26 protein-coding genes are annotated in these 15,282 nt (G+C 60.2%); 24 read left to right on the top strand and 2 right to left on the bottom strand.

Translation table 11 applies throughout. The features are described from left to right. Entirely contained in the window at positions 1-489 is a 489-nt protein-coding gene (locus HZ994_07960; protein QTN32267.1) for a hypothetical protein, read from the bottom strand. A gap of 99 nt (positions 490-588) precedes the next feature. Then, positions 589-1,158, bottom strand: a complete 570-nt coding sequence (locus tag HZ994_07955) for a hypothetical protein (protein QTN32266.1) — start codon at positions 1,156-1,158, stop codon at positions 589-591. A 112-nt stretch (positions 1,159-1,270) separates the two neighbouring features. Here HZ994_07955 and HZ994_07950 point away from each other — a divergent pair, with 112 nt between their 5' ends. From HZ994_07950 to rplO, 24 genes are all read left to right on the top strand, one after another. Then, entirely contained in the window at positions 1,271-1,468 is a 198-nt protein-coding gene (locus HZ994_07950) for a hypothetical protein (protein QTN32265.1), read from the top strand. 346 nt (positions 1,469-1,814) lie between these two features. Next, on the top strand, positions 1,815-2,219 hold the full coding sequence (locus HZ994_07945) for a 30S ribosomal protein S12 (protein ID QTN32264.1): 405 nt from the start codon (positions 1,815-1,817) through the stop codon (positions 2,217-2,219). Positions 2,220-2,249: 30 nt separating this feature from the next. Then, positions 2,250-2,723 carry a 30S ribosomal protein S7 gene (gene rpsG / locus HZ994_07940; GenBank protein QTN32263.1) on the top strand — a complete coding sequence of 158 codons (474 nt, stop codon included), beginning with the start codon at positions 2,250-2,252 and terminating at the stop codon, positions 2,721-2,723. An 11-nt stretch (positions 2,724-2,734) separates the two neighbouring features. After that, a complete protein-coding gene (gene fusA, locus HZ994_07935) occupies positions 2,735-4,885 on the top strand; it encodes an elongation factor G (protein QTN34343.1) in 2,151 nt (716 codons plus the stop codon). Between the two features lie 40 nt (positions 4,886-4,925). Then, complete coding sequence (rpsJ, locus tag HZ994_07930) at positions 4,926-5,231, top strand: 30S ribosomal protein S10 (protein QTN32262.1); 306 nt, start codon at positions 4,926-4,928, stop codon at positions 5,229-5,231. Between the two features lie 50 nt (positions 5,232-5,281). After that, a complete protein-coding gene (rplC, locus tag HZ994_07925; protein QTN32261.1) occupies positions 5,282-5,911 on the top strand; it encodes a 50S ribosomal protein L3 in 630 nt (209 codons plus the stop codon). Between the two features lie 42 nt (positions 5,912-5,953). Then, a complete protein-coding gene (rplD, locus tag HZ994_07920) occupies positions 5,954-6,562 on the top strand; it encodes a 50S ribosomal protein L4 (GenBank protein QTN32260.1) in 609 nt (202 codons plus the stop codon). A 19-nt stretch (positions 6,563-6,581) separates the two neighbouring features. Further along, positions 6,582-6,866 carry a 50S ribosomal protein L23 gene (rplW, locus tag HZ994_07915; protein ID QTN32259.1) on the top strand — a complete coding sequence of 95 codons (285 nt, stop codon included), beginning with the start codon at positions 6,582-6,584 and terminating at the stop codon, positions 6,864-6,866. Positions 6,867-6,926: 60 nt separating this feature from the next. After that, positions 6,927-7,769 (top strand): 50S ribosomal protein L2, encoded by an 843-nt coding sequence (rplB, locus tag HZ994_07910; GenBank protein QTN32258.1) that lies wholly within the window; start codon positions 6,927-6,929, stop codon positions 7,767-7,769. Positions 7,770-7,799: 30 nt separating this feature from the next. Then, positions 7,800-8,072: a 30S ribosomal protein S19 gene (gene rpsS, locus HZ994_07905; protein QTN32257.1), complete on the top strand. Its 273-nt coding sequence runs from the start codon at positions 7,800-7,802 to the stop codon at positions 8,070-8,072. 101 nt (positions 8,073-8,173) lie between these two features. Then, entirely contained in the window at positions 8,174-8,890 is a 717-nt protein-coding gene (locus HZ994_07900) for a hypothetical protein (GenBank protein ID QTN32256.1), read from the top strand. A 31-nt stretch (positions 8,891-8,921) separates the two neighbouring features. Beyond that, positions 8,922-9,353, top strand: a complete 432-nt coding sequence (rplV, locus tag HZ994_07895) for a 50S ribosomal protein L22 (GenBank protein ID QTN32255.1) — start codon at positions 8,922-8,924, stop codon at positions 9,351-9,353. Between the two features lie 30 nt (positions 9,354-9,383). Then, complete coding sequence (rpsC, locus tag HZ994_07890; GenBank protein QTN32254.1) at positions 9,384-10,175, top strand: 30S ribosomal protein S3; 792 nt, start codon at positions 9,384-9,386, stop codon at positions 10,173-10,175. A 39-nt stretch (positions 10,176-10,214) separates the two neighbouring features. Next, positions 10,215-10,634, top strand: coding sequence for a 50S ribosomal protein L16 (rplP, locus tag HZ994_07885; protein ID QTN32253.1), 420 nt, complete (start codon positions 10,215-10,217; stop codon positions 10,632-10,634). A gap of 19 nt (positions 10,635-10,653) precedes the next feature. Beyond that, a complete protein-coding gene (rpmC, locus tag HZ994_07880; GenBank protein ID QTN32252.1) occupies positions 10,654-10,848 on the top strand; it encodes a 50S ribosomal protein L29 in 195 nt (64 codons plus the stop codon). 19 nt (positions 10,849-10,867) lie between these two features. Continuing rightward, on the top strand, positions 10,868-11,146 hold the full coding sequence (rpsQ, locus tag HZ994_07875) for a 30S ribosomal protein S17 (GenBank protein ID QTN32251.1): 279 nt from the start codon (positions 10,868-10,870) through the stop codon (positions 11,144-11,146). A 117-nt stretch (positions 11,147-11,263) separates the two neighbouring features. Next, positions 11,264-11,629 (top strand): 50S ribosomal protein L14, encoded by a 366-nt coding sequence (rplN, locus tag HZ994_07870; GenBank protein ID QTN32250.1) that lies wholly within the window; start codon positions 11,264-11,266, stop codon positions 11,627-11,629. A 13-nt stretch (positions 11,630-11,642) separates the two neighbouring features. Beyond that, positions 11,643-11,876, top strand: coding sequence for a 50S ribosomal protein L24 (rplX, locus tag HZ994_07865; protein ID QTN32249.1), 234 nt, complete (start codon positions 11,643-11,645; stop codon positions 11,874-11,876). 63 nt (positions 11,877-11,939) lie between these two features. After that, the gene (gene rplE, locus HZ994_07860) at positions 11,940-12,521 is read left to right on the top strand and encodes a 50S ribosomal protein L5 (protein QTN32248.1); all 582 of its coding nucleotides are present in this window, start codon (positions 11,940-11,942) and stop codon (positions 12,519-12,521) included. Between the two features lie 29 nt (positions 12,522-12,550). Continuing rightward, the gene (gene rpsH / locus HZ994_07855; protein QTN32247.1) at positions 12,551-12,946 is read left to right on the top strand and encodes a 30S ribosomal protein S8; all 396 of its coding nucleotides are present in this window, start codon (positions 12,551-12,553) and stop codon (positions 12,944-12,946) included. A gap of 26 nt (positions 12,947-12,972) precedes the next feature. After that, positions 12,973-13,512, top strand: a complete 540-nt coding sequence (rplF, locus tag HZ994_07850) for a 50S ribosomal protein L6 (protein ID QTN32246.1) — start codon at positions 12,973-12,975, stop codon at positions 13,510-13,512. A 20-nt stretch (positions 13,513-13,532) separates the two neighbouring features. After that, positions 13,533-13,889, top strand: coding sequence for a 50S ribosomal protein L18 (gene rplR, locus HZ994_07845; protein QTN32245.1), 357 nt, complete (start codon positions 13,533-13,535; stop codon positions 13,887-13,889). A 12-nt stretch (positions 13,890-13,901) separates the two neighbouring features. Further along, on the top strand, positions 13,902-14,645 hold the full coding sequence (gene rpsE, locus HZ994_07840) for a 30S ribosomal protein S5 (GenBank protein ID QTN32244.1): 744 nt from the start codon (positions 13,902-13,904) through the stop codon (positions 14,643-14,645). A gap of 72 nt (positions 14,646-14,717) precedes the next feature. Beyond that, complete coding sequence (gene rplO / locus HZ994_07835; GenBank protein QTN32243.1) at positions 14,718-15,194, top strand: 50S ribosomal protein L15; 477 nt, start codon at positions 14,718-14,720, stop codon at positions 15,192-15,194. The last annotated feature ends 88 nt before the right edge of the window (positions 15,195-15,282 follow it).

Genomic DNA, 15,282 nt, shown 5'->3' with positions numbered 1-15,282 from the left:
TCAGAGGTTCGCCCAACGCTCCAAAGGAAATAGTTCGTCCCATCTTCCTCCGCGCCAATTGAAGTGACGGGTAACATCTCGGCTTTCAGTCCCGCAGGTAACCCTCGGAGAGGCCTGCGACAGATCGACTTTGAAACGGAAACCAAAGTGTGGTGTGTGGGTGAGTTTTTTCCGATTAATCGAGCCTCCAATTCCGCTATCGTGAAGCATTCTGACGTCACTAGCATCGAATAATCCGATGAATGATTGTTGTTCATCCCACAATGCGACTACAACCACATTTACTGTGCCGTCCAAAATCGATTGGGGCATCTGTATCTTTACAGACATGCTTATGCGTTTATCCCACTTGGTTAGGCGAGCCGATTTCACCTGTATTTTTCTGATCCGGTCTGATGAACCCTTCAAGGCAACCCAGAAGTCATCTCCATCTCCTTCGTCAAAAATTGGCTTTGCCGCGTTGTATCCTCTCAAGAGCAGTTTGCTCATAGTTGCGTAAACCATTGCCTCTCCACGAAATTGCTTTTCAGATGCCATATTTGGATTTTTAGGAAAGGTATTGTTTTTAATTTATGAAATGCAGCCGTTTCACTTCCCGCGCGACATCCCCGGCGGCAGTCCCGCGTCGTTGCCGGTGCGTTCCGGGCGGATGACGGATTCACCGGGGCCGGGGACGAAGTATTTCAGTTGGGTGGATTCGCGGGCGACCCAAGCGCCGCCCTTCCATTCGAAGGAGATCCCCGCCGGAAAAAGCACCGATCCGTTGGGCCGCCATTCTCCCCAGGTGTTGGTTTTCAAGTCCCAAGTCCGGTGGGCTTCGCTTCCGAAGGCGACAAGGTAGCGTTGGGTGATGCCGTTGAGGCGGTCGGCCTCGCTGACAGGCTGGATGACGATCCGGGTGACGACGAACTTCCGCCACTCCATCGGGCGGCGTGTGGAAGACATGGTGTAATAGGCCGAGGCGCTGCCATCGGCCCGCAAGGTGATGTGTTTCGCAAGCAGTTCGGTGGTGGCGGCGAGAACGGCGGCCTTGTCCTTTACGGGGACGGGGGCGAGTCCAGCCACGGCCTGTTTCAAACCATCCGCAAGAAGCTTGCCGGCATCCGTCTGTGCGGATGCGGAAGAGAAGGCGACGAGGAAAAATACCAAAATACGCATGACAGCTTGTAGTCCTAACGGCGAGGCGATGGCAAATGTAGAATCCCTCGGCGTCTTCGTCCCTGCACCAACCGTGTTTCCCGCGCCATGGGTTCAGTGAGGCACCCGGGCCATGCAGGCATCCGTTGTGGGGTGTGCCTTCCTGGAGGATTTTCTGGGGGAGGTGCGCTCCGCCGAGGTGCTCGACAAGATCCTGCGCTACGAGACGAAGCTGGAGCGGCAGCTCTACCGCGCCATGGCGCAGCTCGAACGGGTGCAGCGCATACGCAACGGGGAAGCGGTTCCCGCACCGCTGGCCATACAATTCTAAGAAACACGAAATCACCATGAAACGGATTTTTGCCAAACGAACCCATTTTCCGGCAGGACAAGGCAGGAATGCCCGGAATATGGGGGAAAGCCGGTGCCTTGACAGGGAAAGGAAACTTTTTTCAAAAAAGCCCAAAAAGGTCTTGTCAGGACGGGGGCGATGGATAAAGTCCCGCCCCCCACAGCGAGGCTGGGTCACCCCGAAAAACAACGGTGGCCCCCACAAAACAGGGGAAATTATCGGGTGCAGCTCCGGAAAAAAGCGATCACGGGTTTTGAAAGCCCCGTCTTCGTGCCGGTTTGTCCCAAGAACTTTTCAAGACAAATCCAGTAACACGAAGGAAATCATGCCGACCATTAATCAGCTAGTTCGCAAGGGACGCCAGGTCCCGGTCGAGAAGTCGAAATCGCCCGCTCTCGTCAACTGCCCGCAGCGCCGCGGTGTCTGCCTCCAGGTTATGACCCGGACGCCCAAGAAGCCGAACTCCGCGCTCCGTAAGGTCGCCAAGGTTCGCCTCACCAACGGATTCGAAGTCATCGCCTACATCGGTGGTGAAGGCCACAACCTCCAGGAGCACTCCATCGTCCTCGTTCGCGGCGGCCGGGTGAAAGACCTTCCGGGTGTCCGTTACCACATCGTCCGCGGTTCGCTCGATACCCTCGGGGTCGACAAGCGCCGCCAGGCTCGCTCCAAGTATGGTGCGAAGAAGCCGAAGCCCGGCCAAGCCGCCGCCCCTGCGAAGAAGAAGTAATTTTTCCCGAAACCTTTACCCCAAAGAATCATGCCACGCCGCAAGAGAATCTTCACCAAGCCCGACCGTCGCGACCCTCGTTACGACAGCCCCGTCGTCGGTCACCTCATCACCAAGGTCATGCAGGACGGCAAGCGCTCGCTCGCCCAGCGCATCGTTTACGCCGCCATCGAGCGCGCCAACGAAGGCACCGACACCGTCGATCCATTGGAAGTCATCACCCGCGCGGTGGAAAACTCCAAACCGCGCGTCGAGGTCAAGTCCCGCCGCGTCGGTGGTGCCACTTACCAAGTGCCGCTTGAGGTCGATCCCGACCGCTCCGAGTCCCTCGCCATGCGCTGGCTCGTCGGATACGCCCGCAACCGCAAGGGCACCCCGATGCACGTCGCCCTCGCCAACGAGATCAAGGACGCCGCCAACAACCAGGGCGCAACCGTCCGCAAGCGCGACGACGTCCACAAAATGGCCCAAGCCAACCGCGCCTTCGCCCACTTCCGCTTCTAATCAATCGCTAGATTCAAAATTTGAGCCACAACCATCCAGACCGTCCTTATACGCTTGAGCGGACCCGCAATATCGGGATCGCTGCGCATATCGACGCAGGGAAGACCACTCTCACCGAGCGGATCCTTTTCTACACCGGGATGATCCACAAGATCGGCGAGGTGCACGACGGTGCGGCCACCACCGACTGGATGGAGCAGGAGCGCGAACGCGGAATCACCATCACCTCCGCCGCCGTCACCACCGACTGGTGGCAGCATGTCGAGGAAGGCGTCACCAAGCTCTTCAGCGACGAGAAACAGCGCATCAACATCATCGACACCCCCGGACACGTCGATTTCACCGCTGAGGTGGAGCGCTCCCTGCGCGTGCTTGACGGCGCCATCGTCGTCTTCTGCGGGGTCGCCGGCGTCCAGCCGCAGACCGAGACCGTCTGGCGCCAGGCCACCAAATACAAGGTCCCGCGCATCGTCTTCGTTAACAAGATGGATCGCACCGGAGCCGACTTCGAAAACGTCGTTTCCGGAATCAAGGAGAAGCTCGGAGCCAACGCCGTCCGCATCCTCATCCCCATCGGTGCCGAGGAAAACCTCAAGGGCCAGATCGACGTGGTGAACCAAAAAGCGGTTTACTACTCCGACGACGACAAATTCGGCTCCACCTACACCGTCACCGAGCTTGACGAAGACCAGAAGGCGATCGCCAAGGCCGCTTACGCCGAGCTGGTTTCCACCACCGCCGATTGCGACGAGATCCTCGGCGAGAAATTCCTCATGGAGGAGGAAATCACCCTCACCGATCTCAAGCAGGCCATCCGCCGCGCCACCATCGCCAACAAGCTCGTCCCGATCGCAGGCGGCTCCGCTTTCAAGAACAAGGGCGTCCAATATCTCCTCGACGCCGTCATCGACTACCTTCCCTCCCCCCTCGACATCCCCTTCACCACCGGCATGGATCCGGAAAACGAAGAGGTGAAAATCGAGATCCCCACCACCGACAACGCCAAGTTCACCGCCCTCGCCTTCAAGCTTTGGGCCGACAAGTTCGTCGGGAAACTCGTTTTCTTCCGCGTTTATTCCGGCGTCATCCGCAAGGGCGACACGGTCTACAACCCCCGCACCCGCAAGTCCGAGCGCGTCGGCCGCCTCATCCGCATCCAGGCGGACGAACACAAGGACATCGATGCCTGTTTCGCCGGCGACATCGCCGCCATGGTCGGTCTGAAAAACGCGACCACCGGTGACACCCTCGCCGCAGAAGGCCATGATGTGGTCCTCGAACCCCCCACTTTCCCGGAGCCGGTCATTTCCATGGCCGTCGAGCCCCGCACCGTCGCCGACCAGGAAAAACTCGCCCTTGCCCTCGCGCGCCTTTCCGATGAAGACCCGACCTTCATGGTCAAGACCGACGAGGAAACCGGCCAGACCATCATTTCCGGAATGGGCGAACTCCACCTCGAGATCATCGTCGACCGCATCAAGCGCGAGTTCAAGGTGGATGCCAACACCGGCGCACCACAGATCACTTACCGCGAGACGATCACCAAAGCCGCCAAGGGCGAAGGCAAGCTCATCAAGCAGTCCGGCGGACGCGGCCAATACGGCCACGTCATCCTCTCCGTCGCACCCAACGAGGCGGGCAAGGGAATCACCGTCGAGAACAAGACGATCGGCGGCTCGATCCCCAAGGAATACATCAACGCCGTCATCAAGGGCTGCCGCGAGGCCACCTCCAACGGCGTCATCGCAGGCTACCCCGTGATCGACACCCACGTCGATATCCTCGACGGCTCCTATCACGACGTCGATTCCAACGAAAACGCCTTCACCATGGCCGCCATCTTCGCGATGCGCGACGCCTTCAAGAACGCCGGCCCCATCCTGCTTGAGCCCATCATGGCCGTCGAGGTCACCACCCCGGACGATTACCAGGGCGATGTCATGGGCGATCTCAACCGCCGCCGCGGCCAAATCCAGCACATGGAGTCCAAAGGCACCTTCTCCGTCGTCTCCGCCAAGGTTCCGCTCAAGGAAATGTTCGGCTACTCCACCGCCGTCCGCACCCTCTCCTCCGGCCGCGCATCCTACTCGATGACTCCTTCCCATTTCGAACAAGTCCCCAACAACATCGTCGAGGCCATCGCCATCGACCGCGTCGCCTAAGTCTTCCACCAAATCTCAGAACCAACAACCACCTCATCCCATGTCACAGAAAATCCGCATCCGCCTGCGTGCCTTCGATCACCGCGCCATCGACCGCTCGGCCCTCGAAATTGTGGAGACCGCAAAGCGCACTGGCGCACGTGTTGCTGGTCCGATCCCGCTTCCGACCCGCATCGAGAAATTCAGCGTCAACCGTTCCGTCCACGTCAACAAGAAGTCCGCCGAGCAATTCGAGATCCGCACCCACAAGCGCCTCCTCGACATCGTCGATCCAACCGCCCGCACCGTCGATGAGCTCAAGAAGCTCAACCTCCCAGCCGGTGTCGACATCACCATCAAGATCTGACAGGTGCCTTCCCCAATTTCCAATTTCCAATCCTCAATCTCCAATTCGCTATGTCACTCGGACTACTCGGCAAAAAACTCGGCATGACCCGCATCTTCGACAAGGAAGCGGGCTCCAGCATCCCCGTCACTGTCATCGACGTATCGGGCAACACACTCCTGCAATCGAAAACCGTCGAATCCGACGGCTACACCGCCGTCCAGGTTGGCTTCGACGACCAGAAGGAATTCCGCGTCAACAAGCCTGACCTCGCCCGCTTCAAAAAGGCCGGCTCCGCTCCAAAACGCCACGTCCTTGAGTTCCGCTTCGAAAACGGCGCCGAACTCCCTACCGAACATCCCGGCCTCGCCCTCTTCGAAGCGGGTCAATACGTCGATGTCATCGGCAATACGATCGGCCGCGGCTTCCAGGGTGCCGTCAAGCGCCACAAGTTCGGCGGACAACCCATGGCACACGGCCACATGATGCACCGCCGGACCGGCGCCATCGCCGCTGGCTCCACCCCCGGCCGCGTCTGGAAAAACCAGAAGATGCCAGGCCACATGGGCACCACCAAGTCCACAATGCAGAACCTCAAGGTCATCGCCGTCCGCGAAGACGATGGTGTCATCCTCGTCTCCGGCTCCGTACCGGGTGCCAAAGGCTCCTACCTCACGATACGCGCCGCGAAGAAGAAATAAGCAGCGCCCCGCCCCTTCCCCAATCCTAAACAATTTTCCGCCATGTCCGCAAAAGCCTTCACAGCAGCAGATGCCGAAGCCGCCAACCTTGTCCTCGTAGGTGAGGAAAAAGGCCGCCAAGCCGTCCACGACCTTGTCACCGCATACCGTGCGAACCGCCGTTCCGGCACCGCCAACACCAAGACCCGCGGCGAAGTCAGCGGCAACAACAAGAAGATCTACAAACAGAAGGGAACCGGCAACGCCCGCCACGGCGACAAGCGCGCCCCGATCTTCGTCGGTGGCGGTGTCGTCTTCGGCCCCCGCCCGCGTTCCTACGCAAAAAGCGTCCCCAAGTCCGTCCGCAAGCTCGCCCTGCGCCGCGTCCTCGGTGACCTCACCCGCGCAGAGAAACTCTTCACCGTTCCCTCCTTCGCCATCTCCGACGGCAAGACCAAATCCTTCCTCGCAGAACTCAAGAACGTCACCGAAGCCGACCGCAAGGTGCTCCTCGTCGGAAACTTCGACGACTCCACCAAGCTCGCCGCGCGCAACGTCGCCTGGACACAGCTCGTCACCCCATCGGAACTCAACGTCGAGCAACTGCTCCTCGCCAAGGTCATCATCCTCGTCGGCGACGCCGTCGGGACCCTCGCCCAACGCACCGCATAATTTCCCAGAAACCACGACCATGAAAGACATCTACCAGGTCATCAAGAACGTCCGCCTCAGCGAAAAAGCCTCACTGCTCCAGGAGCAGAACAACGAGGTCGTCCTCGAGGTCGACCGCTTCGCCAACAAGATCGAGATCAAGCAAGCCGTCGAAACCATCTTCGACAAGAAGGTCGTCAAGGTCCGCACCGCGAACTACGACGGGAAACTCCGCCGCAAGCGCCGCGCCGACCAAGGCCGCACCGCGAGCTACAAGAAAGCCATCGTCCGCCTTGCGGACGGCGAATCCATCGACCTCATCTAAGCCCGCACCCAGCGGATAGCCCACAGCTATAAGCAAGAACCCTTTAACGAAACGCGAGTCATGCCACTTAAAACTTTCAAGCCACTCACACCATCCCAGCGCTATAAGGAGCTCCCGTCCTTCGACGAGATCACCAAGAGCAAGCCGGAGAAATCCCTGCTCACCCCGCTCAAGCGCTCGGGTGGCCGGAACAACACCGGACGCATCACCACGCGCCACATCGGTGGTGGCCACAAACGCCACTACCGCCTGGTCGATTTCAAGCGCAACAAGCGTGACGTGGAGGCAACCGTGGTCGGCATCGAATACGATCCGAACCGCACCTGCCGCATCGCCCTCCTCCAATACAAGGACGGCGTGAAATCCTACATCCTCGCACCCGCCGGACTCACCGATGGCGCCAAGGTGGTTTCCGGGGAAAACGTCGCACCCAAGGTCGGCAACGCAATGCCGCTCGGCAAAGTGCCCCTCGGAACCGAGATCCACAACATCGAGCTGCTTCCCGGCGGCGGCGGCAAGGTCGCCCGCTCGGCAGGCCAGAGCGCCGTCCTTTCAAACCGCGACGGCGGCTGGGCACTCGTCAAGATGCGCTCCGGAGAGATCCGCCGCTTCCACGAGGCCTGCTACTGCACCATCGGCGTTGTCGGGAACCGCGACCACATGAACGAAGTCTCCGGCAAGGCCGGCCGCTCCCGTTGGCAGGGCATCCGCCCCACCGTCCGCGGCATGTGCATGAACCCCGTCGACCACCCGAACGGCGGTGGCGAAGGCAAATCCAAGTCCGGCGGTGGTCGCCAGCACCTCCTTTCCCCATGGGGCCACGCCAAGGGACAGAAGACCCGCAAGAAGAAGAAGACCACCAGTGTTTTCATCGTCGAGTCGCGCCACGACAACAAGAAGTAACCCTTTCCCGAAACCTCACTCCAACTACTTATGCCACGCTCCCTCAAGAAAGGCCCGTTCGTCGATCAGAAGCTTCTCGCCAAGATCGACGCTGTCGCCGAAGCAGGCTCCGACCGCAAGCCGATCAAGACATGGTCCCGCAAGTCCATGATCACACCGGACTTCGTCGGCCACAACTTCTCCGTCCACAACGGCAAGACCTTCGTCCCCGTCTATGTCACCGAGAACATGGTCGGCCACAAGCTCGGCGAATTCGCACCGACACGCATCTTCCGTGCCCACGGCGGCATCGGCAAGAAGTAAGGATTCAGCTCTCAAATTTCAAACTCCGAGGAAGAATTTCCCTTCAAGCCAAGCTCTGTTCCCTCCCTGCCTCTTTGGTGAAACCATCCCGCAATACTCAAATGTCCGTTTTCATTCACACACGATCATTCGCCGCCGCCCTCGGGCTGCTGGCCATGGCCGTGCCGTGCCACGGGCAAGCGGTCTCCAACGAGAAGTTGCAGGAAATGATCTCAGACCTCCAGGAACAGAACCGCAACCTCCGGCAGGCGCTGGTCGAGGCAAACAAGGCCGAGAGAAAATCCACCGAGCAGCTCGACCAAGTGCGCGAGCGACTCGAAGCCCTCGGCAAAAACCTTCTTGATGGCGGCGACGACCGCCTGATCCAGGCTGCCGCCGACCTCGAACTCGCCAACGAGCGCAACGCACAGCTCGAGGCCGCCGCGATGAAGTTTTCCGCCACAGTCCAGGATTACCTCCGCCAGGCGGTTGTTTCCGATCCCGATGCACGGCTCCGCGTGGAATCCGCCATGAGAGAGCTTGACTCTGTGAGCGGTCTCCGCGACAAACCCCTCCCCGATGTCCGGACGGGCACACTCCAGCAGGCGAAAATCGTCAGCATGGATCAGGCAACCGGAATGCTTGTCCTCAACCTCGGCGAAACACAGGGAGCGAAGATCGGAATGACCTTCCATCTCCTCCACGGAAAGCAGCCTTACGGAAAAGCAATCCTCGCAGATGTCCGCCGCTCGGTCTCCGGCGCCTTCGTAGAACAGATCGACTCCAAAGACCAGACACCCCGCCTCGGCGACACCGCCGTGATACTCACACAAAACTAAGTTTCCCGAATATCCCAAACCAACGACGACCATGGAAGTCACCAGCACCACGAAATTTGTCCGTCTCTCGCCCAAGAAAGCGCGTGACGTAGCCCGCGAAATCCAGGGTCTCCCTGTTTCCAACGCCCTCGATATCCTCACCTTCACCCCGAAGAAGGCCGCATTCCTCATCGGCAAGACCCTCAAGACCGCCATCGCGGATGCCGAGAACAACTTCTCGCTCGACACCAACTCGCTCGTCATCAAGGAGGCCGTCATCGGTGCCGGCCCGACCATGCGCCGCTTCATGCCTCGTGCAAAGGGCTCCGCAGGTGCCATCATCAAGCGCACCTCCCACATCTCCATCACCCTCGTCGGAGCCGCCCCCGAAACGAAAAAGCGCGCCCCGAAAAAAGCCGCAGCTAAGAAAGCGGGCAAGGCGCCGGAAGCCGAAGCGCCTGCCGTAGAGGAAACCACCGCATAACCCCATCCAGAACATTCTCCACCTAACACCATGGGACAAAAAGTAAATCCGATCGCCTTCCGCCTCGCCGTAAACAAAGACTGGCGCTCCAAATGGTATGCCAGCGGCAAGGACTACACGACCAAGCTTCACGAAGACCTCGCCATCCGCGCCTACTTCAAGAACAAGCTCGTCAACGCTGGCCTCGCCAGGGTTGTCATCGAGCGCGCATGGAACAGCGTCCGCGTCACCCTACACTCCTCCCGTCCCGGCCTCATCATCGGCCGCCAGGGCAAGGAAATCGAGATCATGACCGCAGACGTCCAGAAGATCTGCAAGGACTCCCAGGTGAAACTCGATATCCTCGAGATCCGCAAGCCTGAGCTCGACGCACAGCTCGTCGCCGAGCAGATCGCCATCCAGCTGGAGCGCCGTATCGCCTTCCGCCGCGCCATGAAGCGCTCCATCCAGACCGCCATGGAATTCGGTGCCGAAGGCATCCGAGTCCGTTGCGGCGGCCGCCTCGGCGGTGCGGACATCGCCCGCGCCGAAAGCTACCGCGAAGGCAAGGTGCCTCTCCAGACCCTCCGCGTCCCTCTCGACTACGGCTTTGCGGAAGCCCGCACAGTTTACGGCATCATCGGCGTCAAGTGCTGGATCAACAAGAAAGAGGACGACGGCAAGCCCGGCCCTGGCGGAGACCGCGGCAACCGCGGAGATCGCGGAGATCGCGGAGACCGTGGCAACCGCGGAGGTGGCGATCGCCGCCAAGGTGGTGGAGACCGCCGTCCTGACAACCGCCCGCAAGGTGGCGGTGCACCCGCACCAGCCCCAACAGCTTAAAACGCCCAATACCTAACACCTTAAAAGGAGAATACTGCCATGCCTTTGATGCCCAAACGAACCAAGTTCCGCAAGAGCCACCGCGGATCCCGCTCCGGGAACGCCCAGCGCGGAACCACCGTCGCCTTCGGTGACTTCGGACTCCAGACCCTCGAGCGCGCCTGGATGACCACGCGCCAGATCGAAGCCTGCCGGGTTGCGATCAACCGCTCCCTCAAACGGAAAGGCAAGGTCTTCATCCGGATCTTCCCACACAAGTCCATCACCCGCCGCCCCCCGGAAACCCGGATGGGCAAGGGCAAGGGCGCCGTGGACACCTGGGTGGCCGTAATCCGCCCCGGCAACATGCTTTTCGAAGTCGCCGGAGTTCCCGAATCCGCCGCCAAGGAAGCGATGCGCCTCGCCTCCTACAAGCTCGGCTTCCGCACCCGCCTCGTGACACGCAACCCGCACCAATAACATTCACCAAGACACGACCATGGCACTTACCAAAGCCAAAGACATACGCGAACTCTCCGCAGACGAGCGCCTCCGCCGCCTTCGCGACCTCAAACAGGAATCCATGAACCTGCGCCTCCAGCGCTCGGCCGGAACCCTCGAAAACCCGGCTCGCTTCAAGCAGGTGCGTCGCGAGATCGCGCAAATCCTCACCATTTCCAACGAACAGGCGTAAGCCCCGAAAGACCATCACCATGAGCGAATCATCCCAGGAAGCCCCCACAGAGGCAGTCCACAAGCGCAAGAGCCGCGTCGGCGTCGTCGTCTCCAACAAGATGGAGAAGACCATCGTCGTCGAGCACGTCGCCCGCGTCCCGCACCCCAAGTTCAACAAGATCGTCAAGCGATCCAAGAAATACTACGTGCACGACGAGCAGGGCGAGGCCGCCATCGGCGACCGCGTCCGCATTGTCGAAACCAAGCCCGTTTCCAAGCTCAAGCGCTGGGCGCTCGCCGAGATCCTATCCCACTAACGAATAAAAAAGCTGATATTCCGAAACGCTGAGATGCTGAAATAAGATTGCCTCTCATCCGCCACCCGGTTTCAGCTTCTAAGAATCTCAGTTTTTCAGCCTTTACCACCACAAGTCATGATTCAAATGGAAACCAAGCTCGCTGTTGCAGACAACACGGGCGCCCGCACCGCAAAAATGATCGGCGTTCTCGGAAAACGCACTCGCTCCGCCCGCATCGGCGACGTGATCACCGCCCACATCCGCGACTCCATCCCCACCGCCTCCGTCAAGAAGGGCAGCGTGGTGAAGGCCGTCGTCGTCCGCACTTCCTTCCCCGTCCGCCGCGCCGACGGCTCTGTCCTGCGTTTCGATTCCAACGCGATCGTCATCATCGACAAGGACAACAACCCACGCGGCACCCGCATCTTCGGCCCTGTCGCCCGTGAACTCCGCGAAAAGCAGTTCATGAAAATCGTTTCCCTCGCCCCCGAGGTTCTCTAACCATAATTTTCCAATGAGCACCATCAAGACACACGTCAAGAAAGGCGACCAGGTCGAAATCATCGCCGGCAACCACAAGGGCAAGAAGGGCACCGTCCTCTCTGTCAACGCCGCCAAGGGTCAGGTTGTCGTCGAAGGCGGCCGCACCGTCCAGAAGGCCGTCCGCCGTTCCGAAGCCGATCCCGACGGCGGCATCAAGACCGTAGACGCCCCCGTCCATATCTCCAATGTGAAGAAACTGGGCTAAGCCTCTCACCAGGCCGCCCGCGCTTAAGCGTTAACAACCAACCGCGCTGACCCGCTAAAACAAATGAGTACACCAGCACTACTGCAACACTACAAAGACAAGGTCGTGCCGGCTTTGACCAAGAAGCTCGGCTACACCAACCCGCACCAGGTCCCGCGCCTGGAGAAAATCGTCGTCACCTCGTGCATGGGCAAGGCCCCCGACCGCAAGGTAGCCGTCGATGACGCCGTCGTCGAGATCTCCAAGATCACCGGCCAGAAACCTTCCATCACCTTCTCGAAGAAGGCCGTCGCGAATTTCAAGCTCCGCGAAGGTGAACCCCTCGGTGCCCGCGTGACCCTCCGCGGCGACCGGATGTGGGAGTTCCTCCATCGTTTCATCAACGTCACAGCCCCGAACATCCGCGACTTCCGGGGCATTTCTGCCAAGTCCTTCGACGGACGCGGCAATTACGCCTGCGGTTTCGCAGACCAGACGATCTTCCCGGAAATCGAGCTCGACCAGGTGAAACGCCAGATCGGATTCGACCTCATCTTCGTCACCTCCGCACCGACCGACAACGAAGGCCGCGAGCTCCTCATCGAGCTCGGGATGCCTTTCCGCGACATCAAGAAGGCCGAGGTTGCAGAACCAGCCAACGCATAACCCCATAGAAATTCAAGGAAACCACCACCATGGCAGTTCTCACAGACCCGATCTCCGACTTCCTCACCCGTTTCAAGAACGCGGCACGCGCCGGCAACGAGGAATTCACCGCTCCCTACTCCAAGATCAAGGCGGACATCGCCGAGATCCTCAAGCAAGAGGGATATCTCTGGAAATACGAAGTCGTCACCGGCGAGCGCACCGAGCTGAAAGTCAGCCCGAAGTTCGTTGATGGGCGCCCCGTCCTCACCGATCTCAAGCGCGTCTCCAAACCCGGCCGCCGCCACTACGTCGGCTCCGATGACATCCCGCGCGTCCTCTCAGGCCTTGGCATTTCCATCCTTTCGACCTCGAAGGGCGTGATGTCCGGTGCATCCGCAAAGCGCCAGAAACTTGGCGGCGAAATCCTCGCCAACATCTGGTAACCCCGAAACTCGAACACACAGATATTATGTCACGAGTAGGACTCAAACCAATCACCCTTCCCGAAAAGGTCGCCATCAAGGTAGATGGCAATACGGTCAATGTCGAAGGCCCGAAAGGGAAACTCGACTTCACCGTCCCTTCCGGGATCTCCCTCAAGAGCGAGGACGGAAGCGTCATCGTATCCCGCGAGACCGAGCAACGCCAGCACCGCGCCCTCCACGGCACGGTCCGCAGCATCGTCAACAACATGATCATCGGCGTCTCCGCAGGCTTTGCCAAGGATCTTGAAATCCACGGCGTCGGTCTCCGCGCAGCCGTCAAGGGATCGGATCTCGACCTCTCCCTCGGCCGCTCCCACCCCTTGCTCCACCCCATCCCGTCCGGCCTTACCGTCACGGTGAACGACAACACCAAGATCAAGGTCGAGGGCATCGACAAGCAGCTCGTCGGCCAGTTCGCCGCCGAAGTCCGCGCTTTCTACAAACCGGAGCCCTACAAGGGCAAGGGTGTCCGCTATGTCGGCGAGAAAGTCCGCCGCAAGGAAGGCAAGAGCGTCGGCAAATAACCTCAATCCATCTCTGTTACATGAGCACAATCCAACGCAAATCCATCCGCCAGCGGATCCACAGCCGCATCCGCCGCAAGGTGCGCGGCACCACGGAGCGCCCGCGCCTCGCCGTCTATTTCTCGAACCAGCACGTTTACGCGCAGCTGATCGACGATACCGCAGGACGCACGCTCGCATCCGCTTCCACCATGGACAAAAGCTTCGAGGGCAACGCCTCGAACATCGCATCCGCCCAGAAAGTCGGCCAGTTGATGGCCGAGCGCGCCAAGGCGGCCAACATTTCCGACGTGGTCTTCGACCGCGGCGGCCACCTCTACCATGGCAAGGTGAAAGCCCTTGCCGACGCAGCCCGCGAAGCCGGACTCAAATTCTAATTCCCCTATCACATGGCTACTACTCCTGAAAATGAAACCGCTGCGGCGGCTCCGGCAGCATCCGAGACTCCGGCTCCTTCCACCGCACCAGACGTTTCCCCGGCGGCACCCGCTGCAAGCGAACAATCCCAAGCCCCGCAAAGCGGCGGCTACCAAGGTGGCGGCGGCCAAGGCCGCGGCGGTTTTGGTGGTGGCGGTGGAGGCGGCGGATTCGGCGGCGGCCGCGGCCGTGGAGGCCCGCGCCGCGAAGAGCGCGCCGCGCCGACCGATGAGGAGGGCAACGAACTATCCGAAAAGGTCGTTTTCATCAACCGGTGCGCCAAGGTCGTCAAAGGCGGACGCCGTTTCAGCTTCTCCGCCCTTGTGGTTTGTGGAAACAAACAGGGCAAGGTCGGCCTCGGCTTCGGCAAGGCCAACGAGGTTGCAGACTGCATCAAGAAAGCCAGCGAGGCTGCCCGCAAGGTCCTCAAGCCGATGAGCATCGTGGACGGGACCATTCCCCACGAGATCTACGCGGAATACGGCGGCGGCAAGGTTCTCCTCAAGCCCGCTTCGCCCGGAACGGGGATCATCGCCGGTGGCGGTGTCCGCGCCGTTTGCGAAGCCGTGGGCATCCGCGATGTCCTGGCCAAGTCCATGGGCTCCTCCAACCACGCCAACGTCGTCAAGGCGACACTCAAGGCGCTTTCCTCCGTCCGCACCCGCGACCAGATCCTCGGATCCCGCGGCAAGAAGAAAAAGGAAAAGGCCATTTGAAATTTGATATTAGATATTAATCAAAAAACCTAATATCTAATCTCCCAATATCTAATCCCCATTAACACAACCATGGAACTCCACAATCTCAAGCCAAACCCCGGCGCCAAGCACCGCACCAAGCGCCTCGGCGCAGGTGAAAGCTCCGGCCTTGGCAAAACCTCTGGCAAGGGCAACAAGGGCCAGAAAGCACGCTCCGGATCCGGAACCCGCGTCGGTTTCGAAGGCGGCCAGATGCCCCTTCACCGCCGCCTTCCGAAGCGCGGCTTCAACAACTACGACTTCCGCGACAAGTTCATCGTCGTCAACGTCGGCGATCTCGACGACCGCTTCGATGCTGGCGCGACCATCGACGAGGCCTCCCTCCGCAGGGTCGGCCTGGTCAACGGGCCCTGTGACAAGATCAAGCTCCTCGGCGACGGGGAGGTCGAGAAGTCCTTCACGGTTGCCTTCGACAAGGTCAGCGCAACGGCCAAGGCCAAGATCGAGAAGGCGGGCGGCACCGTGACCGAACCCGCCCCCAACGCCGCTCCCTCCGAAGAAGCTTGATCGGCGGAGCCGCCGAGACAGCATCCGATTTAGGGGAGGAAGCACTTGCATGCTTCCTCTCCGTGCATTCAAACCACGCTTCCACATT

Source organism: Akkermansiaceae bacterium (assembly GCA_017798145.1).
Classification (GTDB): domain Bacteria; phylum Verrucomicrobiota; class Verrucomicrobiia; order Verrucomicrobiales; family Akkermansiaceae; genus Luteolibacter.
The sequence above is the reverse complement of the archived record's forward strand: the minus strand, read 5'-3'. Positions and strand labels throughout refer to the sequence as shown.